Consider the following 22,188-nt stretch of genomic DNA (forward strand, 5'->3'; position numbering starts at 1 on the left):
GGGAAGTAGGATGAAAAAATGGATATTAGGGGCGTTACTTTTCGTTGCAGCGGCAGCGGGCGGTTTTTGGGTGAGTGCAGACAAGGATATGAAGGCACTCATATCCCATTTGCCAACGGACTCTAACGTGCTGTTCTGGAGCATAGAGCAACGCGACGCCGGTTTCCGCACAATGGACCGCATTCCGATTCTTGCAAAGGCCAACGTCATCGCAAAAGGCGATAAGGTTTATCCTTTGCCTGCCGGCGAGCCGCTGACAATCGGCATGGACGTCGATGCCTATATGAAAGCGCAACGCACGGCTGGACTTGTCATATTGCAGGACGGTAAAGTGCGGATGGAGAAATACGGTCTCGATTTCACGGCGCACGGCAAATGGACCAGTTTTTCGGTCGCTAAATCCTTTACGTCGACCATGGTCGGCGCGGCCATCAAGGATGGCTATATCAAGAGCATCGATGATAAGGTTTCCGTCTATATTCCGGACCTTAAGGGCTCGGCGTATGACGATGTGACTATCAAGCAACTGCTGACCATGACCTCGGGCGTTAAATGGAATGAGGATTATACCGATCCTAAATCCGATGTTGCTTTGTTCAATTTGCACAAGGCCGAAAAAGGCATGGATGTAACGGTTAGTTACATGCGCAAATTGCCACGTGAGGCACCAGCTGGAACCAAATGGGTCTACAAAACCGGCGAAACTAATTTGATTGGCGTATTGGTCAGTTCGGCCACGAAAAAGACGCTTTCCAGCTATTTGTCGGAGAAGGTCTGGGCGCCATTTGGTATGGAGCAGGACGCAACCTGGCTTTTGGGTTCAACAGGGCATGAAATTAGCGGCTGCTGCATTCAGGCATCGACCCGTGATTATGCGCGTTTTGGCGCGTTCATAATGGGCGGTGCAAAAATCAACGGCGTTGGCATTTTGCCTGACGATTGGCTTGCCCCTGCAACAAGCAAGCAGGCGGACATTGGCATGGCCGGCAGAGGCTATGGCTATCAATGGTGGACCTATGACGACGGCAGCTTTGCGGCGCAGGGCATATTTGGGCAGGGCATCTTCATTGATCCCAAGCGCAACCTCGTGATCGCATCGAACAGCAATTGGCCAAAGGCGACTGACCCAGACACCGTTGGCGTTCAGCGCGAAGCATTTTATAAAGCGGTTCAGGCTGCTGTCGATACGGAAGCAAAGCCAGCACTGAAGTAAACATGCTGCGGCGCACAATAATTGCGAATATTCGTAATTAGATTGCGCCGCAAAGCATGGAAAAAAGGGCTTTTCTAAGGCCTGATATTAGTTCAGCATGTCATCTTCATGTTTCGTACTTCAGCGGGAGATTTGTCATGGATTTTAAAACGTTTTTGCATGCCGGTAGCAATCGGCGGGCTATGCTTAAGGGCATGGGTGTTGCCGCCGTTGGATTTTCACTGACGGGCGCGCTGGCCGGTTGCGGAGAGAAAGAAGCGGCAAAGCTCGCCAATGGCGAAGAGGCCAAGCTGAACTTCTATAATTGGGACACCTATATTGGTGAGACCACTTTGGGAGACTATAAGGACAGCGCCGGCGTTGATGTGAACATGACCTTGTTCGCCAGCAACGATGAATTGTTTGCCAAGCTACGTGCCGGTAATCAGGGTTATGACGTCATCGTTCCGTCGAACGACTTTGTCGAGCGCATGGCCGCAGCGGACATGCTGGTTGAAATCGACAAAGCCCAAATCCCCAATTTCAAAAATATTGCCCCTGAGTATCAGGACGTGCCTTATGACCCGGCGCGGAAATATTCGATGCCGTACACATGGCTGGCGCTTGGCATTGGGTATCGCAAGTCGAAGGTAAATTCGGTACCTGATAGCTGGAAAGTCCTGTTTGACAGCGACGAGTATAAGGGCCGCATTGCCGTGCTTTCCGAGGCTGGCGACATGTTCCGGCTTTACGGCAAATATCTGGGTAAATCGGTCAATGGGCTGACGGATGCCGACTTGAAAACAATCGAAGCCATGATGATCAAGCAAAAGCCAAACATCAAATCTTTCCACGAAGACAATGGTCAGGACCTTTTGCTTAAAGGTGAAGTGGACCTTGTCCTCGAATATAATGGCGACATTGCCCAGATTATGACCGAAGATCCCGACATCGGCTTTGTCATTCCCAAGGAAGGCAGCCAGCTGAATTCGGACAATCTGTGCATTCCAAAGGGCGCGCCGCACCCTAAAAATGCCCATGCGTTCATCAACTATCTGCTGGATGCCGAGGTAGGCAAAAAAATCACCGAGACGATTAAATATCCAACGCCTAATGCTGCGGTGAAGGCCTTGATGCCGGATAGCTATAAAAACAACCCGGTCATTCTCCCGGCTGCCGATGTTTTGGCGAAGTGCGAATACGCGAAATTCAATCCCGATCTTCAGCCGAAATATGAGGAGGCGTTTACCCGCGTTCGGGCGGCTTAATTGATGTCAGGCGCGTTGCAAGACTGGAAAAGCCAGAAGAAACCCTTTGCCGCAGTTGCAACGGCACCGGTGTTCTGGCTTGGCCTGTTCTTCATCGCGCCTATGACTATTGTCTGGCTCTACAGCTTCGGTCAAAATGCCGGACCTGCGGATATCAATATTTCGGGCACGCTCGACAATTACAAACGCGCGACCGAGTGGTTGTATCTTTCCATTTTCCTCAAAAGCTTTGCAGTTGCCGCACTCACCACGTTGATTTGCTTGATCATCGGCTTTCCTGTCGCAATGGCAATTACCTTCGCCGCGCCGAAGTGGCGCCCTTGGTTGCTGCTGGGAATCATGCTGCCCTTTTGGACCAACCTCCTGATCCGCACCTACGCGCTGATGGCATTGATGGGTACCAATGGGTATATGAATAAGGGGCTTGGCGGCCTGTGGGAAGGCGCCAGCTGGTTGCGGACCCTAGTGGGGATGCAGCCGCTTGAGGCATGGACGCCCGTGCAGTTGTTGTACAATAACTTCGCGGTCGTTTTGGGGCTTGTCTACGTCCATCTGCCCTTCATGGTTTTGCCATTATATTCGGCGCTCGACCGGCTCGACAAAAGCTTGATTGAGGCCAGCCTTGACCTTGGCGCGGGGCATTTCAAAACCTTTATGAAAATCGTCGTGCCGCTGGCCGCGCCGGGGATTTTTGCGGGCGTTATGATTACATTGGTTCCCGCATTGGGTGCGTATCTTACCCCCGACCTCATGGGCGGCACCGATAGCCAGATGATCGCGAATGTTATCGAACGGCAGTTCAAGCGCGCAAATGACTGGCCGTTCGGCGCCGCTTTGTCCTTCTTGCTCATCTACGCGATGTTCATTTTGATTGCGCTGCAATCGATGCGCGCGAACAAAGTGAAGGAGGCGCGGTAATGTTTAACCGCACCGCCATCGCACCGCTTGAATATACACGCAAATTATGGATGCGCAGTTGGGTCGGGTTGACGATGCTGTTTCTCTATGCGCCGTTGGTTGTGTTGATGATCTTCAGCTTTAACGACAGCAAGCGCAACGTGATGTGGAAGGGATTTACCCTCAAATATTACGAGAAGGCGCTGAACAACGACAGCCTGGTCGAAGCGATGGTCAATTCGCTAACCATCGCATTTTTGGCGACCATCATCAGCTTGGTTATTGGCGCCTTGGCTGCGGTCATGCTCTGGCGCTTTCGCTTCCCGTTCAAGGGACTGGTCGAGGGCACGATGTCATTGCCGATTATCGTGCCCGAAATCTGCTTGGGCGTCGCGTTTTTGATCTTTTTTGCCAAACTCGACTGGCCCACTGACTTGGCTTGGCCGCTGAACCTGTCTGCGATCACGATTGCCCATATCACCTTCTGCTTTCCCTTTGTCGCGATGGTTGTCCGCGCGCGGCTGGCCAGTTTCAATAGGGAGGAGGAAGAGGCCGCCAAGGACCTTGGCGCGACCGAATGGCAGGCATTTCGCGATGTCCTACTGCCGCATATAAAACCATCCTTGGTCGCCGGCGCATTGCTTGCCTTTACGCTTAGCCTTGATGATTTCGTCATCACCTTTTTCACCAGCGGTCCGGATACGATTACCTTCCCGGTGAAGGTATATTCAATGGTGCGCTTCTCGGTCACGCCAGAGGTTAACGCCGCGTCCACAATCCTGATCATACTTACCGTCGCCCTGACCTTCATCGCGCTGAAATACCAGGGCGTGAAGGGCATCGCTGAAACCCATTAGAAGCGGCAGATCCTTATGACCGAAGGCAAACAACCCATCATTGAAATCCGCAACGTTTCCAAACGTTTCGGCAAAGTGACGGCGGTAGACAATATCAGTCTCGATATTCGCGCTGGGGAATTTTTCGTTCTGCTTGGGCCATCTGGCTGTGGCAAAACCACGTTGCTTCGGATGATTGCCGGGTTCGAAATGCCAACCGAAGGGCAGATCATCATCGACGGACAGGATATGAGCCTTGTCCCGCCGAACAAGCGGCCCGTGAACATGGTGTTCCAAAGCTACGCCGTGTTTCCGCATATGAACGTGACCGACAATGTGGGTTATGGCTTGCGGATATCGGGCATATCGAAGGCGGAGACCCGCGACCGCGTTGCCGAAGCGCTTGAGCTCGTAAAACTTGGCGGGTTTGAAGACCGGATGCCCGATCAAATGTCGGGTGGTCAGCGTCAACGCGTAGCACTTGCGCGCAGCCTTGTGATGCGACCCAAGGTGTTGTTGCTGGATGAGCCACTCTCCGCACTCGATGCAAAACTGCGGGCACAAATGCAGTTCGAATTGGCGGATTTGCAGGACAAGGTGGGCATTACCTTCGTCACCGTGACCCATGATCAGGATGAGGCATTGTCGATGGCCAGCCGCGTTGCGGTGATCAACAAAGGCGAAGTCGCGCAACTCGCGCCGCCATCTGACCTGTACGAATATCCCGCCAACCGCTTTGTCGCGGACTTTGTGGGCTCGGTGAACATATTCGAAGGCACGCTAACGCTGGACGAACCAGATAAAGCTGCGGTCGATTGTCCCGGGCTTGGCAAGATTTACCTCAACCATGGCGTAACTGGTCCGCACGGCGCCAATGTGTGGATCGCGCTGCGGCCTGAAAAAATTTACCTCCACGTCCCCGGCGAAGGCAAGGCGGTGCGCGCCGCGGCGCAAGATGCCCCTGATGGCCATAATCTTGCGCGTGGCACGATTAAGGGCATGAGCTATCTTGGCGATGTGACGCTATATGACATCCAGCTTGAGGGTGGTCACATCATCCGCGTCAGCCGCCCAAATCTGTCCCGCCATGACCAAGAAGACTTCACGTGGGATGACAAGGTCAGCATGCACTGGCGCGCCGACAGTCCTGTTGTTTTGTTAAGCTAAACGCCGAACCAGCCGAATCAATTATCCGCAGAGGCTGCGGGGCGCAGGTCAATCAAAGTAACGATGATGTTGCTTGCCGAATCTGAATTCTCGGCCTTGGGCATGCAAAAACGATAGGTTGACCCTGTTTGCATCATTTTCAGGCTCTCACTGAAAAAGGGTGACGTTTGGCGCAGTGGAATTTTCTCCCATTCGCTCTTTTGTTGCACCACGCCGGATGTCGCGTCGAACACTGTAAAATCGACAAGCACCAAGTCGCCATCGGTCGGATTTTTGCCGGTGCCAGCCTTGAGGATATCAAACCCTAGGCCCGATGACGTGAACTGCGAACAACTGCGTTCAGCAACCGGAATAACAGGCTTTGGCGGCGGGCTGGTGAAGGAGAGCAGATCGACCTCAAACACCAAATCGGCATTTGCAGGAATGGGCCCCGTACCGGCTTCGCCATAGCCAAGCTTGGATGGGATGCAGATGCGATAGCTTCCGCCTGCCTGCATCAGTTGTAGTCCCTGTGCAAAGCCCGGGATAACGCCGCCAACGGGAAATTCCGACGCTTGCCCTGAGTCAAATTGCGTGCCGTCTGCGGTCAGCATGCCATTGTAATTTACCACGACCTTGGACTCGGCATTTGGGCGATCACCATTGCCCGGCTTGATGACAGTGTAGGACAGACCTTCAGCGGTTGTTGTCGTGCACGAAAGTACTGGCGGCTTGGGCTTAGCCGCCACGGGCGCGGCGGCCTGTGCTGCGGCAAATTGCAGGAGCAGGGCGGGGGTGAGGGCGGCTGTCGTCAAGGCGCGCTGTAGTGTTGGTGATGTCATGATTGTCCTCGGTAATGGATGAACGGGCTCAGCACTATGGTTTCTTATTCGCCTTCACCCAATCGCCCGCAATTTCGGTTCCGCTTCATCGAGCGACTTGAGGATAATCCCCACCAAATCGTCGATTTGTGTCGGCGTGATTATTAGCGGCGGGCACATGACGATGGTGTCGCGAATGCCCCGTACCATCAACCCGTTGCGGATACAGATGTCCCGGACCATTGGGCCTGCCGTCCCTTCGGCACCCCCAAAGCGGGCGCCAGTAGCTTTGTTGGCAACCACCTCCACTGCGCCCAGCAAACCGATTGAGCGGGCTTCGCCGACCAAAGGATGGTCACGTAAAGTCGCCAGCTTTTTGGCCAAATAAGGGCCGGTTTCGTCGCGGACTTTCTCGAACAGACCTTCGCGCTCCATGATTTCGATATTGCGCAAGGCTACCGCTGACGCCACGGGATGCCCTGAATAGGTGTAGCCATGGACGAAATCACCGCCCGTTTTAATGACCTTTACGATCTCAGCACTCACGGCGACGGCGGAAATCGGTAGATAACCCGATGACAGCCCCTTGGCCATCGCGATGATGTCCGGCTGGATGCCCATGGTTTCGTGGCCCCATATATTGCCCGTCCGGCCAAAGCCGCAGATAACCTCGTCACAGACCAATAATATACCATATTTGCGGCAAATCGCTTCAACCTGTGGCCAGTAATTTGCCGGCGGAATGATAACGCCGCCCGCGCCTTGTACCGGCTCACCAATGAAGGCAGCGACATTTTCAGGACCGACCTCTAATATCTTGTCCTCAATGGCTTGCGCACATGCGGTGCCGAAATCTTCCGGCGTCATGTCGCGGCCTTCATTATACCAATACGGCTGGCGGACATGTTCGATGCCGGGCATCGGCAAAACTCCCGGCGCTGGGAAGCCTTGTTCATGCATGGATTTCATGCCCCCCATGCTGACGCCAGCCACCGTGGAGCCATGATAGGCGTTATGACGGCTGATGATGATGGTGCGGCTATGTTCGCCCTTCACTTGCCAATAATGGCGCACCATCCTTAGAATCGTGTCATTGGCTTCGGAACCGGAGCTGTTGAAAAACACATGTGGCAAGCGGCCACCGGTGAGGCTGGAAATCTTGTCCGCGAGCATGATCGCTGGCGCATTCGCGGTTTTGAAGAAGCTGTTGTAATAAGGCAGCTCAAGCATTTGTTCGCGCGCGACCTCAGCCAATTCATCACGGCCATAACCAACGGTCACACACCATAAGCCAGCCATGCCGTCCAAGATGCGATTGCCGTCGCCATCATGGATGTAGCAACCTTCGGCATGGGTGATGATCCGGCTTCCGCCCAAATCCTCGATTTCTTGCCAGTCGGCTTGCGCGGGCAAATGGTGGGCGATGTCCAAGCGGCGAAGTTCGGCGATATCGTAATTGCGTGGCATAAATTGGTTCCTTGAATGTCTGGACTCCCTTCCTGCATGTCGGAAGGGCTGGGGTAGGGTACCCGCCAAGTGCGCGGCACACCGTTTCAGGCCTTTTTCTTACCCTTGCTTTTATCAGAAGGGGTGAAGGGAAAAGGCACGCCAGAATTTAAGGCGAAAAGCCAATCCGTGCTTGGTAGCGGTTAAAGCGGGTAACAGTTCTGTTCACAAATTGCCTCTTAACGCCTTTCCCAAAAGGTGGAAATAGGTTTGCGAATCTGGATCATTTTCGGTTCCCCATTCGGGATGCCATTGCACCGCAAGCAAGGGCGCGCCATTTGGCCGGGCGCTATAGGCTTCGACAAGGCCATCGGGCGCGCGTGCTTCAACATTCAGGCCATCTGCGAGCTTACCAATGCCTTGATAGTGGACAGAGTTCACGTCCAGCCTGCTCTTGGCATAGGCGCTGGCCAACATGCAGCCATCGGTAAGATCAACGGCATGGCGGTGGTCAAACATCGCATCGAAGGCAACGTCATCCGGCGCATGGTGACGGATGAGGTCATCACTGGCGCTGGTGTCGCGGCGCAGTGTACCGCCCAAAGCGACGTTGATTTCCTGAAAGCCGCGGCAAATACCAAACACAGGCTTTTGCGCATCGATCATGCGGTCCACCATCGATATTGCGATTCCGTCGCGGCCATCGTCGAATGGACCATCGCCCCCATATTCGCCATAAAGGCGCGTGGCGACATTCGACGGGCTACCCGTGAGCAAAATGCCGTCGATGCGCGGGGCGACATCTCCGGCGGTCATCAGGTCGGGAAGCGAAGGGATGATTAACGCCGCTACGTCGGCATAGGTCATTGCGGCGTGGATATAACGGTTCATCACCGCTTGCGCGACTTCACTCCCAACTATGCGATTGCAGGCGATGACACCCAATACCGGACGGCTCATTTTGCTGGCTCCTACGCTACTTCCTGTTCAACGGACAGTTCACGCCGCTCCGATCAGCTCCCGACCAATCAACATCCGGCGGATTTCATTTGTGCCGGCGCCAATGTCGAGCAGCTTGGCATCGCGCCAATAACGTTCAACTGGCCAATCCTTGGTATAACCAGCGCCGCCCAATGCCTGAATCGCTTCGCCAGCAACCTTCACCGCGCTTTCGCTGGCGAGCAGGATTGCGCCTGCGGCATCAAAGCGGGTAGTCTGTCCAGCATCGCACGCACGCGCGACATTGTAGACATAGCTGCGCGCCGAATTCAGCGCGACATACATGTCGGCAACTTTGGCTTGCATCAATTGGAAGCTGCCAATGGGTTTGCCGAACTGCTTGCGTTCGCGGACATAAGGCAGGACGACATCAAGGCAGGCCTGCATGACGCCAAGCTGAAGCCCGGCGAGAACGACGCGTTCATAGTCCAGTCCAGACATCAACACGCCAACGCCACCATGCAACGGGCCCATCATTTGTTCTTCAGACACAAAACAGTCATTGAACACGAGCTCCGCCGTTGGCGATCCGCGCATCCCGACCTTGTCGATTTTCTGGCCGATGGAGAAACCCTCCATGCCTTTTTCGATTAAAAATGCGGTTATCCCGCGCGATTCCGCTTCGGGTGCGGTTTTTGCATAGACGACCAAAGTGTCTGCATAAGGCGCGTTGGTGATCCAATATTTGGTACCGTTGAGGATATAGCCGCCCTGAACCGCTTCGGCCTTTAACTTCATCGATACGACGTCGGAACCTGCGCCCGCTTCGGACATGGCAAGGCTGCCGACATGTTCACCCGAAATTAGCTTAGGCAAATATTTCACTTTTTGCTCTGGCGTGGCCCAGCGGGCGATTTGGTTGACGCATAGATTTGAGTGCGCGCCATAGGATAGGCCGATGGAGGCAGAGGCACGGCTGACTTCTTCTACCGCGACAACATGCTCCAGATAGCCAAGGCCAAGGCCGCCGTCCGCTTCATCCACAGTGATGCCGTGCAAGCCAAGTTCGCCAATGGCTGGCCACAGCTCTTCGCGCGGAAACCAGTCATCCGCGTCAATTTTGGTCGCGAGCGGTGCGATTTTGTCCGTTGCGAACCTCTTGGTCGTGGCGCGGATCATGTCGGCGTTTTCGCCAAGAGCGAAGTCTAAGGTCATGCTTGTCATCCCTTCACTCTGCCATTTATTTGGATATGCTGCAAGCATGGGGCTAGCCAGTCAGTTACCTTTTGCCTACCGCTTGTAACATGATTTTCAAGCGAGCGAATCTTCACTGATGCATTATAATATTCTCATCGTCGGCGGCGGCCATGGCGGCGCGCAAGCGGCAATTGCACTTCGGCAGGCCAAATATGAAGGCAGCATTGGCATAGTGAATGCCGAGCCTGAATATCCTTATGAGCGTCCGCCATTGTCCAAAGACTATTTTGCTGGTGACAAGGCGTTTGAACGCATCATGATCCGACCCGCAGCCTTTTGGGCCGAGCGTGCCATCGACATTATGCTGGGACAGCGCGTCGATAGCGTTGACCCCGCTGCCCATCAGGTGACCGTTTTTGACGGTACAATTATCTCATATGGCAGCATGATTTGGGCAACGGGCGGCAGTCCGCGGCAATTGCCCGTTGAGGGGGGCAATCTGTCCGGTATGCATGTCGTGCGCACCCGTGCAGATGTCGACCGGATGCTTGATGGCCTTGATGATGTCGCGGAGGTCGCTATTGTCGGCGGCGGCTATATCGGGCTTGAGGCGGCGGCCGTGCTGCGCAAAATGGGTAAGAAAGTGACTTTGCTGGAGGCCATGGACCGCGTGCTGGCGCGGGTCGCTGGCGAACCGCTGTCACGCTTTTACGAATCCGAGCATCGCGCGCATGGCGTCGACGTTCGGTTGGGCGTTGAAATCACCGCTGTTGAAGGCGAGGGCTTTGTCACTGGCGTTCGCTTGGCGGATGGTGAGGTGATCCCCGCGCAGATGGTCATTGTCGGCATTGGCATCATACCTGCCGTCGGGCCCTTGCTCAATGCGGGCGCAGCCGGCGGGGCAGGGGTTGATGTTGATGCCTATTGCCGGACGTCGCTGCCAGATATCTTTGCCATCGGTGATTGCGCGGCGCACGCCAACGCCTTTGCCGGCGGCAACATCATGCGCGTTGAATCTGTGCAAAACGCCAATGACATGGCGAATGCTGTGGCCAAAAGCCTGACGGGCGAGCTTACGCAATATCACGCTGTGCCATGGTTTTGGTCCAACCAATATGACCTGCGGTTGCAAACTGTGGGGATCAGCGCCGGTTATGATACGACCATATTGCGCGGTGACCCCGACACACGCAGCTTTTCGCTGATTTACCTAAAAGCGGGCAAAGTCATCGCGCTCGACTGTGTCAATGCCACCAAGGATTATGTCCAAGGCCGGTTGTTCGTAACTGATGGCCTTTCGCCGACCGCTGATCAATTGGCCAACACTGCTGTTACCTTAAAGGAACTCGCCGCAGAGCTGGCGGCCGCCTAAACATTTGCCTCCAGTACGTTCCGCCCTCACGGCCATATTAGGCCCTACCAACACAGGTAAGACACATCTTGCCGTCGAGCGCATGTGTGCGCACTCCAGCGGGATGATCGGCTTTCCTCTGCGCTTACTGGCGCGGGAAATTTACGACCGCGTTGTGGCCATGAAAGGCGTGCAGAATGTCGCGTTGATCACAGGCGAAGAACGGATTGAGCCGCCGCAAGCGCGCTGGTATTGCTGCACCGTTGAAAGCATGCCCATCCAGAAGGAATTTGCCTTTGTCGCGATTGACGAAGCGCAATTGGGTGCCGACCCCGAACGCGGGCATATTTTCACAGATCGCATATTGCATGCGCGCGGACGCGAAGAGACGATGATCTTGGGGTCGGAAAGCCTGCGCCCGATCATTCGGTCGCTGCTGCCCGATGCCGAGATCATCTCTCGTCCGCGCTTCTCGACGTTGAGCTATGCTGGCGCCAAGAAACTGTCGCGCTTGCCAAAGCGGTCCGCCATCGTCGCCTTTTCTATCGAACAAGTATATGCGGTGGCCGAAACCTTGCGCCGGATGCGTGGCGGGGCGGCGGTCGTGATGGGCGCGCTGTCGCCGCGTACCCGAAATGCGCAAGTCGCGATGTTTCAATCGGGCGAGGTGGATTATCTCGTCGCCACCGACGCGATCGGCATGGGGCTGAACCTTGACGTTGCCCATGTTGCCTTTGTCAGCCTCTCCAAATTTGACGGCTCGCGCCGCCGCCGATTGACGGTTGCAGAAATGGCGCAAATTGCAGGCCGCGCTGGCCGGCATCAACGCGACGGCAGTTTTGGGACGCTGGCGGGCGAAGGCAGCGAATTCACACCCGAAGAAGTTCTGGCGATTGAAGGGCACAGCTTCCCACGTCTGGATTGGCTCTTTTGGCGGGAGGCAAAGCCGCGTTTCAACGACATTGCGACATTGATTGCCGATCTGGAGAAAAAGCCACATCGTCCGGGGCTTTTGCCCGCGCCAAAGGTTATCGATGTGCTCGTGCTCAAGCGCCTGGCGGAAATGCCAGATGTGACCAGGTTGATCCGCCATCCCGTCGACGTTGCTCGTTTGTGGGAGGCCGCATGCCTGCCGGACTTCAGGCAAATGGGGGAGGAACATCACAGCCGTTTCGTCGCGTCTTTGTGGCAGTATCTGGGCCAGAATGAGCGCGTTATTCCGCAGGGCGTCTATGCCAGCGAACTGGCCCGGTTGGATAACATCCAAGGGGACGTGGATACGTTGTCGGCGCGAATCGCGGCGGTGCGGACTTGGACCTATATTGCCCACCGAAGCGATTGGCTGACCAATCCGCCTGCGATGGCCGAACGTGCTCGGGCGTTGGAAGAAAAATTATCGGATGCCCTGCATGATGCGCTGCGTCAGCGGTTTGTCGATAAACGCACATCAATGTTGCTTCGGAAAGGCGCGAAAGACGTCGGTTTGCTACCCGTCGAGATTCAGGCGGACAACCGTGTTCTGGTAGATGGCGAGGACATTGGCACTTTACAGGGCTTCGCCTTTCGGGTTGACCCAGCGGCCAAAGCGGGTGACCGTAAATTGTTATTGGCTGCCGCCGAACGGCATTTGGCAGCCATTTTGAGACAAAAGGCAAAGGACGTAAGTATGGCAGAGGACAGCGAATTCTCGCTCGCAGCCGATGGAGAGGGCAAGCCCGCGATTTTCTGGAAGGGCGAACTTCTTGGCGCGTTGACTAAGGGTCGGACACTGCTTCAACCAGCCTTTACGCCCGTTAAGGCTGTCTCTGGGCTTGAAGGCGACGCCTTGCGTGACATCACCACCCGGGCAGAAGGCTGGATAGAAGCGCAATTGGCCAAGGCAATGGGCGGCATCGTCGGGCTTTTGGACCTTGCCCAGCAAGCCGATGTCGACGGCAATGTGCGTGCACTTGCGGTGCGTTTAGCCGATGAGGGCGGTATCGCTGGCCGGCACTATCTAGCCGATGCGATTGCGGCATTGCCAAAGGAAGCACGCGGCGCGGCGCGCAAGGGCGGAATCGTGTTTGGCGCGCTTGATATTTATCACCACGCCGCGTTGAAACCTGCGGCGGCCAAATGGCGCGCGGCATTATTTGCGGCGCGTGACAGCCGTGCGATGCCCGAACTTCCGCCTGAAAGCGCGGTGCATTTGAAGGCGTGGAACTTTGCTAATGCATCCGAAGCACGCAACGCTGGCTATAGGCGCATTGGCGACGAGTATGTCCGCATTGATTTGGCCGAACGCGTCATCAAAAAAGCGCATGAAGCCCGTGGGCAGGGCAATTTGGTCAGCATGGACATGGCCTTCGCAACGTCGCTGGGCATTAGTGAGGCTGGGTTAAAGGCATTGATGCGCGATGCAGGCTTCCGGCCTGCGGAAAAGGCACAAGAGCCGCAGGCTGAACCAGAGCCTACATCTGACGCGGTGGCCGACGCAGCGCAGGGTGTTACGAGCGACGTTGCGCCAGCATCCGAACCCGAAAATGTTCAACCCGATGCTGCTAGCGAACAAGAGGCGATCGCCACCGAACCTACCGTTGCCCAGGCACCCGAACCGCAAGCTGTCACACTCACACACTGGCGCTGGGTCGGCCTGCCAAAGCCGCGTCCGCCCGAGCAGCGTCAGCAACGCGCCAAGCCACAACTTCAGAAAACACACGCTGCAGGTAAGCCGCAGGCCAAGCCAGATCGCACCCCTGTTGCGCCAAAGCAAAACGCCCAGCCATCATCCTTGGCGCTGCAGTTGGCGGCGCTTAAGGGCCTCAAGCTCTAGACGGTCGGGGCGACTTTGCGGATCGACAAGCTCCTTTTCTTTCTGCGCTTTGCCAAGAGCCGAACGCTTGCCCAAGGCTGGGCCGAGGCGGGGCATATCCGCGTCAATGGTCGCCGGGTTGAAAAGGCAAGCCTGCCGATCGTGACGGGGGATGTCATTACTATGCCGATTGGTGAAACGGTTGTGACCCTAAAGCTTCTCTCGATGCCCTTTCGGCGGGGTCCGGCATCTGAGGCACAGCTTTGCTATCAACTGATAGACTAAAAATTGGCAGGCATTTGCATTCGGCCGTTGACTTCCCCCCGCGCCTCGCAATAGGCAATCGGAGTAAAGTGGCTTACGTTCGGCCACCTATAGGAGAGTTCCGCAAGTGACTTATGTTGTTACCGATGCCTGCATCCGCTGCAAATATATGGACTGCGTTGAAGTATGTCCGGTGGATTGCTTTTACGAAGGCGACAACATGCTCGTCATTAACCCCAATGAATGCATCGATTGCGGCGTTTGTGAACCAGAATGCCCCGCAGAAGCCATTTTGCCAGATACCGAAAGCGGTCTTGAGCAATGGCTTGAATTGAACGCCACCTACAGCGCCGAATGGCCGAATATCACCACTAGCCGTGAACCACCTGCCGATGCAGATGAGTTTAAGGGCGAAGAAGGCAAATTCGACAAATATTTCAGCGCTGATCCCGGCGAGGGCGACTAAGCTTTTTCGGCGCGGTGCGCCTTCAACCAGCTTTTTTGATAGCTTTCGACTTCACGAAGCGCGGCAAACACCGTGAGGTCGGACTGTACCCTGCCGGTGCGGCCAAGCGCGTATATCTGGCTGTAGAACCAATATTGTGTCGCAAAACCTTCTATGCCGCGTATCATCTTGAGCTTGCGCAATGATGAAAGCCATTCGGGCAGAAGCTTCAACTGGTTTTCGACCCTGGGAAGCATAGCCATGCCGCCCAGCAGCCGCTTGGGCGCCTCTGGCATCACACATAATGGCCGGGCAAGGCCGATGACATCGGCGGCACCGTTACGCAGCGCTTGCTCCATGGCGGATGCACTTCGGAAACCGCCAGTCACCATCAGTGGTATTGTTAATTCGGCCTTCATTGCTTGCGCAAAATCAACAAAATAGGCCTCACGCGCGAGCGTGGTGTCCGCCACATTTTGCGTTTCTTCGACTTCCATGCCTTCGAGGCCAAGAAGTTTTGGCTGTTCATAGGTGCCGCCGGAAATCTCGATGAGGTCGACGCCAGCTTCCTGCAACCAGCGGGCAACCTGAAGACTGTCTTCAAAGGCGAAACCGCCGCGCTGGAAATCGGCACTGTTCAATTTGACTGAAATCGGGAAGTCAGGCCCAACCAAAGTACGTACTGTATTCAGCGTGAACATCAGAAAGCGTGCGCGATTGACAAGGCTTCCGCCCCAACGGTCCGTGCGCTGGTTGGACCGTGGGCTCAAAAACTGCGAAATAAGATAGCCATGTGCGGCATGGATTTGGACACCGCTGAAACCGCCATTTTTGCAGTGCAAAGCCGCCTGACCAAAACGGCCGATCAAGTTCAAAATTTCGTCTTCGGTGAGCGCGACCGGCATGCCAAATTGTCCACCCGGCAGCCCCAATTTGACAGCGGAAGGGGCCTTGGGGTGCGGATTGACCGCGCGCATGGTTTGCCGTCCTGCGTGGCTAATTTGCGCCCAGAAATGGTTGCCATTGCGTGTTGCGGCCTTTGTCCACGCCTGAAGCGCATCCATCATCTCTTCGTCCGGCTGTCCGTCAAAAAAGACGTTACCGGGACGTTCCAGATGATTGGCATCAATATGGATATTGCCCGAGATATGCAGGCCAGCCCCGCCATCTGACCAAATGCCATATAATCGCTGCAGTTCGGGCGTCGGACGACCCATTGGATCAGCCAACCCCTCGGTCATCGCGGCCTTTGCGATACGATTATTCAAAACCGCCCCGCATGGCATTGTTAAAGTGCCGTTTAGTCTCACTTTGGTTCGCTTGCTGTATCGGGTTTTGTGGTGCCAGCGGGTTCCGTTTCCGTCGGTGACGCTTTGGCGGCATCCGTCTTTGGTACTTCGGCGTTGGCTGGTTCCGCAACCGCAGGCGCGGCATCAAGAGGCGCTTCGTCGGTCGATTCATCGGTGTTGATCATGTCGTCGCTGATCGTACCTTTCAGACTTTCGAGATTATCCATACGTGTTTCTGTGACTTGATTGTCTTCCTTGGAACTGCCGCAGGCAGACACCAGCAGCAGTAGGGCAAGGGCCGGCATTAGTCGGGAAAAGCGCATGATATCCTCGTTCATCTATTTCGGCGCGACCGTACAATTTCCGGTCGTTTTCGCAAGACTATTGAGAAAGCTGACAAAAGTGGCGCGCAATGCGGTGTCAAAATCTGCCAGCGTTGCCTCAATACCCAAAGCGGCGAGGCTAGTGACGGGATATTCGGATATACCGCATGGCACGATGCCCGAAAAATGGTTCAGATCGGGTGCGATATTTACCGCAAAGCCGTGCATAGTGACCCATTTGCGGATCCGCACGCCAATGGCACCAATTTTTGCCTCTTGGCCGTTTTTCGTGTCGCACCAAATACCCACGCGGCCCTCTGCGCGGCGCGCTTCTACTCCAAAATGTCCAAGGGCTTCGATTACCCAGCCTTCCAACGCATGGACGTAGCAGCGCACATCTTTGCCCCGATGCGCAAGGTCAAACATGACATATCCCACGCGCTGGCCAGGGCCATGGTAGGTGTACCGCCCACCGCGTCCGGTGTCATAAACCGGAAACTGTTGGCTCAGCAGCTCGGCAGGGTCTGCACTCTTGCCGCTGGTGTACAAAGGTGGGTGTTCAAGCAGCCATACAAGCTCTCGCGCGCCGGTGTCGCGAATTGCAGCCTGCAACGCTTCCATCCGCGCGACCGCGTCTGGGTAAGGCGTCAGGCCTTCGGAAACGTCCCAGTCGATATTGCCATCCAAAATCATGTAGCAGCCTTTAGCATGGCGCAAGCGGCTTGCCACCGCATATGTCAATCTCTACGCCCCAGCTATGCAAACGAACAAAATGCCAAAGAAGCTTGATTACCGCACCGTGTGGTCTGACGCGCGCAATATGTTTGCGGCGGACAAAGACGCGATTGTTGCAATCGCCGGCTTCTTCATCTTTCTGACGGCTTGGATTTCTGGTTTTCTGGTGCCGCCATTGATGATCGACACTTTGGAAAATGCGGACACGGCAGTTGCCACGCTCAGCAGCTATTTCGAGGTCCATTGGCCTATATTGCTGCCAAGCATGATGGTGACGATGTATGGCAGCCTGTCGCTCTATGTCCTGCTGTCGGGGCGTACTTTGGCCAAAGTAGGGGACGGCCTTGGCGTCGCGGCGGCATTGTTTGCGCCCTATCTGGTGGCAAGCTTGTTGGTGGGATGGGCCACATTGGCTGGATTTTTCCTCCTCGTGATACCCGGGCTTTATCTGTCAGGGCGGTTTGCATTGCTGCCTGCGGTGATCGCGGGGGATAGTCGCCGCGGCATGCATGCATCGGTCCTTCGCACTTGGAACGTCACGCGTAACTGTGGTTGGGCGATTTTGATATTGATGCTGTTTGTTGCGCTCGCAGTACGCCTGGCATCCGGGATTGTGGGCGGCGCAGTTGATGCCGTTTCCCAATCCATCGCAGGCGAGGTGGGGATTCCGATCCTTCAGTCAGGCGTTAGCGCGCTCTTCGTCACTGTCGAGGCCGTGGCTTTCATCTTGATGCTCGCCGCCGTCAACCGTCAACTTTCGGCGCAAACCCCTCATCAATAAGCGGGATGTGCGGTGCTGCATCGCGGGGGATGAGGCCAGTGATGCGCGGGTCGGGAAAAGTTTCCAACTGTCGTTGGTAGGCGACGAAGCCCGATCTCTGATAAAAAGTGAGCGCATGCGGGCCGTCTAGCGTGCAGGTATGTACCCACAACCGTTGCATGTCAGCCTCTGCCCAAGCCATTTGCAGCACCATCGCCATCAGCCATTTGCCATGCCCCTTGCCGGTGAGCTCTGGCACCAGGCCGAAAAAGGCAATTTCACATTGCTCAGGCAGCCGAAAGTCGAGTTCCAAAATGCCGACCTTAATTCCCCGCCGGTCAAGAACGGCCCAAATGCGCACCATTGGGTCATGAATGATCTGCAACAGATCGGCATCGCTCAGCTCAAGCCGTGAGAACCAAAGCCATGGTTCACCAATGCGGCGATACAGCGTGCGGTACTTTTCTGCAGTCGGCGCCAGCCACCGGTCCAGCTGCAATTCCGACGGCGGCATGGCGCGCATTGGCGGGCGACTGGTCATTTCCAGCGATGTTACAATCGCACCAAGGTCGCCATTGGCAATCGGACTATACACCATTGGGGATCAGTCCCACGCAACTTGCGGCGGAAGGCTCATCAATATGGCGTCCACATTACCGCCGGTCTTTAGGCCAAAGGTCGTGCCGCGGTCATATACCAGATTAAATTCGGCATAGAGGCCCCGCCAGCGCAATTGCGCCTGCTTTTCTTCCGCTGTGAACGGCTGGTTCATCCGGCGGCGAACAAGCTTTGGGAAGATGTCCAGAAAGGCATTGCCGACATCGCGGGTCAAAGCGAAATTTTGTTCAAACAAGGCATCGCTGGTGTTTTCGAGATGATCGTAAAATATGCCGCCCACGCCGCGATGGATATTGCGATGCGGAATCCAGAAATAATCCTCTGCCCATTTGCGATAGCGTTCATACACATCGGGGCCATAAGGCGCGCAAGCAGCACGCAGCCGCGCATGGAAATCGGCAGTATCCTCTTCATAGGGGATCGGAGGGTTCAGGTCAGCGCCGCCGCCAAACCAGCTTTTCGTCGTAACAAGATAGCGGGTATTCATGTGGACGGCTGGCACATGCGGGTTCGCCATATGCGCAACCAAGCTGATTCCGGTAGCAAAGAAATTGTGGTCTTCCGCCGCGCCATGAATGGTTTTGGCAAATTCGGGGTTAAAACTGCCGCCTACGGTGGAGACATTCACGCCGACTTTTTCGAAGACCTTGCCCTTCATCACGCCGCGTACGCCGCCGCCGCCGGGGGAGCCGTCATGGTCGCTCCGATCCCATGGCATATATTCGAACGAAGCGTCGGACCCTGCCTCTCGCTCAATGGCTTCAAACGCGGCGCAGATGCTGTCGCGCAGCGACTCAAACCACGTGCGCGCAGTTTGTTGGCGATGATCTAATGTCAGGGTCATAGATTGGCTCTCGGAAATGCGTGGGTCTGTCGCAGACCTTCGGCAAGAGCGATGCCAGCCGATACGGAAATGTTCAAGGACCGAAATCCTGCGGCCATGGGGATATATACCCGCGCATCGGCTCGTGCATGGACTTCGGGAGGCGCACCGCTGCTTTCGGACCCCATCAAAATAACGTCATCAGGTTGAAACGCGAACTGGGGCAAGGGCGTAGACGCTTTGCTTGACATCAGAACGATCCGTGCGCCTTCCAATGAACCCAGAAAGGCGGTCCAATCGGGATGCCGCTGAATCTTCACATGGTCGATATAATCCATAGCGGAACGTTTCAGCGCGCGTTCGGAAAACGCAAAACCACATGGTTCGATAATGTCGCATGTCACGCCAAAACAAGCAGAGGTGCGCAAAACTGCACCGACATTCCCGGCCATGTCCGGCTGATACAGCGCGATGCGCATGCGACACTCCTCACTAAAAACCTATCGTGCGGCAATTAGCGTGTATCGCGGCCGACCTACAAACGGTTATTGCGTTAAAAATGGAGCGCGCTGACAAGATGCAGTCGCGCGCCACAGGGATATATCGGAATACCAAAATAGCGGCACATAAAAAAATAACCACGTCACTAAGTTTGTCGGATTAACTGCCGTATAATTGAATTAGGCCATAAGGTCATGATTTCGTCAACTTCAATGTTGTGACACTGGACCGTCAGAAATCATCGCCTCATTTGGCCCATTAGGCTGCGCTGCTTGGCAGTCATGCTTGAACATATCGGTTTCCGGATGCCGCCCACCCATCCAGCTCCGGAAGCCGGTACATCTCAACATGGGTACGAAGCCATAAGCGCGCGGGCGTTGCGCTCTAAACTTAGCGCATCTTGCGCGCGGCCTGACGTTCTTCCATTGAAATGCTGTCGTCTTGATTGGCATCTGCCTTACTAAAGCGTGCGTCGATCGCAGCGCGAAATTCTGCTTGTGACACAGCCTTGTCCCCATTGATGTCGGCGCGTGCCATCATGACTATGGCGCCCAAACGGCGAGGTTGGCGGCCTTCACGCATGCCCGCCCCGATGCGTTCCATTCGCTTTTTGCGTCGGTCTGCACGTCGCTCTGCGCCTGCCTCATGTATGGCCATAAACTCGCTCTGACTAATCGAGCCGTCACCATTGCTATCCATCTTCGCGAAATGCTTTGCCATCATGGCGGTTCGGTCGGCTGCGTTTAAAGTGCCGTCGCCATTTAGGTCCATCTTGGCAAAGCGCGCATCTGCTGCTGCTATGGCTTCGGTCTTGGTGACAATGCGATTTCCGTCTGCATCGGCTTTAACTGGTGCCGCATGCAGCACCCCTGCGGAAGAAACAGAAAGGATCATTAGGCCAGCATAGATTGAGAGTTTATTCATCGTCATAGCTCCTTGTTATCATCCGCATATTCGAAGATAGCATTTTATAGGATGTGTAATTCGCACCTGCTTGTCGAGACAATAGCTGCGTTGTCGCACACTATATTGGTTTAGCGGTGGAAATAATGAGATAAAATCAAGATAAGTTGGAGCGGGTAAGGGGAATCGAACCCCTCTAGCTAGCTTGGAAGGCTAGTGCATTACCACTATGCTATACCCGCGACGGACCAGAGGGCCGTTGGAAGCGCAGCTATTGCCATTATCCGGCGCAAGCGTCAACGCCCTCATTTGCAAAAGAAAGGGCCGCAAAAGCGGCCCTGTCCATTAACTGTCAAACAGCATCAATGCTTCTTGTCGGCCCAGATGGTCCGATATGACATGAACGCCAATAGCGTGAAGATTAAGAGGAAGCCGAGCGCAGCCCAACCCGCGCTCTTGCGGTTTTCCATCTTTGGTTCAGCGGTCCAAGTTAGGAAGGCCGAAACGTCTTTGGCCATCTGCGCTCTGGTTGCCTTGGTACCATCATCATAGGTGACCAAATCGTCAGATGCGATTGGGTTAGCCATAGCGATGTTCAAATTGGCAAACCATGGGTTGAAGTGAAGGCCAGAAGGTGTCGCTGCGTCCGGGAATTCTTTCAGCAGCTCTTTGCCTTCTTCATTCTTATAGCCAGCTTGATCCCGGTAACCGAGCAGCAATGAATACACATAAGCAGGACCATCGCCGCGCGCCTTGGTGATCAAGGAAAGATCAGGTGGAAGCGCATTGTTGTTAGCGGCACGTGCAGCAGTTTCGTTCGCAAATGGCGAAGGAATTTTATCGGCAGGGATTGCAGGGCGCGAGGCGGCTTCACCCGTTTCAGGGTTGATGCTTGGTACTTCGGTCTTCCAACCCTTGGCCAGCGCCTTCACTTGTTCTTCATTGTAACCCAATGCCGCGAAATCACGGAAGGCGACAAGATTTAGGCTGTGGCACGCCGCGCATACTTCGGAATATACCTTTAATCCGCGCTGTAACTGGCCACGGTCAAACTTGCCGAACGGACCGTCATGCGCAAAGCTGACGGCAAGTGGCATTTCGTGAAATTCATGCTCAGCCGTTGGCTGTGCAGGTTCCTGAATGGCCTGGATAACGGTATCCCCAAGGCCAACCAAAAGCATGCCGCTGAAAAACAGGCCTACTAAAAAAGCAACTAAACGAACCATGATACTGCTTTCCCTGTTTTACGCAGCCGCGATTTCAAGCGGTTTTCCGGTGACAGCTTCGGTGATTGAATTAGGCAGCGGTAGCGGCCGTTCAATACGTGAGACTATCGGTAAGATGATCAAGAAGTGCGCGAAATAATATGCCGCCGCTATCTGGCTGAGTACAACCCACTCGGTGTACGGAGGCTTGCCACCACAATAGGTCAAAACGACTAGACTTGGGATGAGGCCGAACCAGAAGAACTTACGGAACAACGGGCGATAGTGGCCCGAACGTACTGGTGATGTGTCCAGCCAAGGCAGGAAGAACAACAGCAAGATCGAACCAAACATCGCCAACACACCCATCAGCTTGGCCGGAACGATGATGATGCCCGTGAACGGAATGCCGAAGTCGACGGTGAACGCCTTCAAAAT

At 55.2% G+C, this 22,188-nt stretch carries 22 protein-coding genes, 1 tRNA gene and 1 pseudogene; 10 read left to right on the forward strand and 14 right to left on the reverse strand.

Annotated features, from left to right (window positions below; translation table 11 throughout):
- The first annotated feature begins 10 nt into the window (after positions 1–10).
- From QE270_RS08315 to QE270_RS08335, 5 genes are all read left to right on the forward strand, one after another.
- The gene (locus QE270_RS08315) at positions 11–1,213 is read left to right on the forward strand and encodes a serine hydrolase (protein WP_300037932.1); all 1,203 of its coding nucleotides are present in this window, start codon (positions 11–13) and stop codon (positions 1,211–1,213) included.
- 137 nt (positions 1,214–1,350) lie between these two features.
- Positions 1,351–2,460 (forward strand): spermidine/putrescine ABC transporter substrate-binding protein, encoded by a 1,110-nt coding sequence (locus tag QE270_RS08320; RefSeq protein WP_300037935.1) that lies wholly within the window; start codon positions 1,351–1,353, stop codon positions 2,458–2,460.
- A gap of 3 nt (positions 2,461–2,463) precedes the next feature.
- A complete protein-coding gene (locus QE270_RS08325; RefSeq protein ID WP_300037938.1) occupies positions 2,464–3,378 on the forward strand; it encodes an ABC transporter permease in 915 nt (304 codons plus the stop codon).
- The gene (locus QE270_RS08330) at positions 3,378–4,214 is read left to right on the forward strand and encodes an ABC transporter permease (RefSeq protein ID WP_300037941.1); all 837 of its coding nucleotides are present in this window, start codon (positions 3,378–3,380) and stop codon (positions 4,212–4,214) included. The genes QE270_RS08325 and QE270_RS08330 overlap by 1 nt, the downstream gene beginning before the upstream one ends.
- Before the next feature lie 15 nt (positions 4,215–4,229).
- On the forward strand, positions 4,230–5,360 hold the full coding sequence (locus QE270_RS08335) for an ABC transporter ATP-binding protein (RefSeq protein ID WP_300037944.1): 1,131 nt from the start codon (positions 4,230–4,232) through the stop codon (positions 5,358–5,360).
- Positions 5,361–5,377: 17 nt separating this feature from the next.
- Here QE270_RS08335 and QE270_RS08340 read toward each other — a convergent pair whose 3' ends face one another.
- From QE270_RS08340 to QE270_RS08355, 4 genes are all read right to left on the reverse strand, one after another.
- The gene (locus QE270_RS08340) at positions 5,378–6,181 is read right to left on the reverse strand and encodes an FKBP-type peptidyl-prolyl cis-trans isomerase (RefSeq protein ID WP_300037947.1); all 804 of its coding nucleotides are present in this window, start codon (positions 6,179–6,181) and stop codon (positions 5,378–5,380) included.
- A gap of 54 nt (positions 6,182–6,235) precedes the next feature.
- Positions 6,236–7,627, reverse strand: a complete 1,392-nt coding sequence (locus tag QE270_RS08345; protein ID WP_300037950.1) for an aspartate aminotransferase family protein — start codon at positions 7,625–7,627, stop codon at positions 6,236–6,238.
- Between the two features lie 204 nt (positions 7,628–7,831).
- A complete protein-coding gene (locus QE270_RS08350) occupies positions 7,832–8,566 on the reverse strand; it encodes a gamma-glutamyl-gamma-aminobutyrate hydrolase family protein (protein ID WP_300037953.1) in 735 nt (244 codons plus the stop codon).
- 39 nt (positions 8,567–8,605) lie between these two features.
- Positions 8,606–9,760, reverse strand: coding sequence for an isovaleryl-CoA dehydrogenase (locus QE270_RS08355; RefSeq protein WP_300037956.1), 1,155 nt, complete (start codon positions 9,758–9,760; stop codon positions 8,606–8,608).
- 118 nt (positions 9,761–9,878) lie between these two features.
- On the opposite strand from QE270_RS08355, the gene QE270_RS08360 reads away from it, so the two are divergent.
- The 4 genes from QE270_RS08360 to fdxA all read left to right on the forward strand — a co-directional run bounded on the left by QE270_RS08360 (position 9,879) and on the right by fdxA (position 14,614).
- Positions 9,879–11,114, forward strand: a complete 1,236-nt coding sequence (locus QE270_RS08360) for an FAD-dependent oxidoreductase (protein ID WP_300037959.1) — start codon at positions 9,879–9,881, stop codon at positions 11,112–11,114.
- 103 nt (positions 11,115–11,217) lie between these two features.
- Entirely contained in the window at positions 11,218–13,905 is a 2,688-nt protein-coding gene (locus QE270_RS08365) for a helicase-related protein (RefSeq protein WP_300037962.1), read from the forward strand.
- 15 nt (positions 13,906–13,920) lie between these two features.
- Entirely contained in the window at positions 13,921–14,169 is a 249-nt protein-coding gene (locus tag QE270_RS08370) for an RNA-binding S4 domain-containing protein (protein ID WP_300037965.1), read from the forward strand.
- 106 nt (positions 14,170–14,275) lie between these two features.
- Positions 14,276–14,614, forward strand: a complete 339-nt coding sequence (gene fdxA / locus QE270_RS08375; protein ID WP_300037968.1) for a ferredoxin FdxA — start codon at positions 14,276–14,278, stop codon at positions 14,612–14,614.
- Here fdxA and QE270_RS08380 read toward each other — a convergent pair.
- From QE270_RS08380 to lipB, 3 genes are read right to left on the reverse strand one after another with little or no spacing between them, the layout of a single operon-like run.
- Positions 14,611–15,861, reverse strand: coding sequence for an NADH:flavin oxidoreductase/NADH oxidase family protein (locus tag QE270_RS08380; RefSeq protein ID WP_300037971.1), 1,251 nt, complete (start codon positions 15,859–15,861; stop codon positions 14,611–14,613). The two genes, fdxA and QE270_RS08380, sit on opposite strands and share 4 nt — an antisense overlap.
- 38 nt (positions 15,862–15,899) lie before the next feature.
- Positions 15,900–16,187: a hypothetical protein gene (locus QE270_RS08385; RefSeq protein ID WP_300037978.1), complete on the reverse strand. Its 288-nt coding sequence runs from the start codon at positions 16,185–16,187 to the stop codon at positions 15,900–15,902.
- A gap of 33 nt (positions 16,188–16,220) precedes the next feature.
- Entirely contained in the window at positions 16,221–16,898 is a 678-nt protein-coding gene (gene lipB, locus QE270_RS08390; RefSeq protein ID WP_300038005.1) for a lipoyl(octanoyl) transferase LipB, read from the reverse strand.
- A gap of 64 nt (positions 16,899–16,962) precedes the next feature.
- Between lipB and QE270_RS08395 the strand changes: the two genes are divergently transcribed.
- Positions 16,963–17,721, forward strand: coding sequence for a hypothetical protein (locus tag QE270_RS08395; RefSeq protein ID WP_300037981.1), 759 nt, complete (start codon positions 16,963–16,965; stop codon positions 17,719–17,721).
- Here the strand turns inward: QE270_RS08395 and QE270_RS08400 are convergent.
- The 7 genes and pseudogenes from QE270_RS08400 to QE270_RS08430 form a co-directional block, all read right to left on the reverse strand.
- Positions 17,684–18,298 (reverse strand): GNAT family N-acetyltransferase, encoded by a 615-nt coding sequence (locus tag QE270_RS08400; protein WP_300037984.1) that lies wholly within the window; start codon positions 18,296–18,298, stop codon positions 17,684–17,686. The genes QE270_RS08395 and QE270_RS08400 overlap by 38 nt on opposite strands.
- A 6-nt stretch (positions 18,299–18,304) precedes the next feature.
- Complete coding sequence (gene hemF, locus QE270_RS08405; RefSeq protein ID WP_300037988.1) at positions 18,305–19,162, reverse strand: oxygen-dependent coproporphyrinogen oxidase; 858 nt, start codon at positions 19,160–19,162, stop codon at positions 18,305–18,307.
- On the reverse strand, positions 19,159–19,620 hold the full coding sequence (locus QE270_RS08410) for a tRNA (cytidine(34)-2'-O)-methyltransferase (protein ID WP_300037991.1): 462 nt from the start codon (positions 19,618–19,620) through the stop codon (positions 19,159–19,161). The genes hemF and QE270_RS08410 overlap by 4 nt, the downstream gene beginning before the upstream one ends.
- Positions 19,621–20,032: 412 nt before the next feature.
- Complete coding sequence (locus QE270_RS08415) at positions 20,033–20,566, reverse strand: EF-hand domain-containing protein (protein ID WP_300037994.1); 534 nt, start codon at positions 20,564–20,566, stop codon at positions 20,033–20,035.
- A gap of 147 nt (positions 20,567–20,713) precedes the next feature.
- Positions 20,714–20,787 (reverse strand) — tRNA-Gly (locus tag QE270_RS08420).
- Between the two features lie 120 nt (positions 20,788–20,907).
- A complete protein-coding gene (locus QE270_RS08425; protein WP_300037997.1) occupies positions 20,908–21,771 on the reverse strand; it encodes a cytochrome c1 in 864 nt (287 codons plus the stop codon).
- Between the two features lie 18 nt (positions 21,772–21,789).
- Positions 21,790–22,188 (reverse strand): annotated as a pseudogene (locus QE270_RS08430) (cytochrome b); the annotation flags it as partial.

The organism is Sphingorhabdus sp. (assembly GCF_029865925.1).
GTDB lineage: Bacteria > Pseudomonadota > Alphaproteobacteria > Sphingomonadales > Sphingomonadaceae > Sphingorhabdus_B.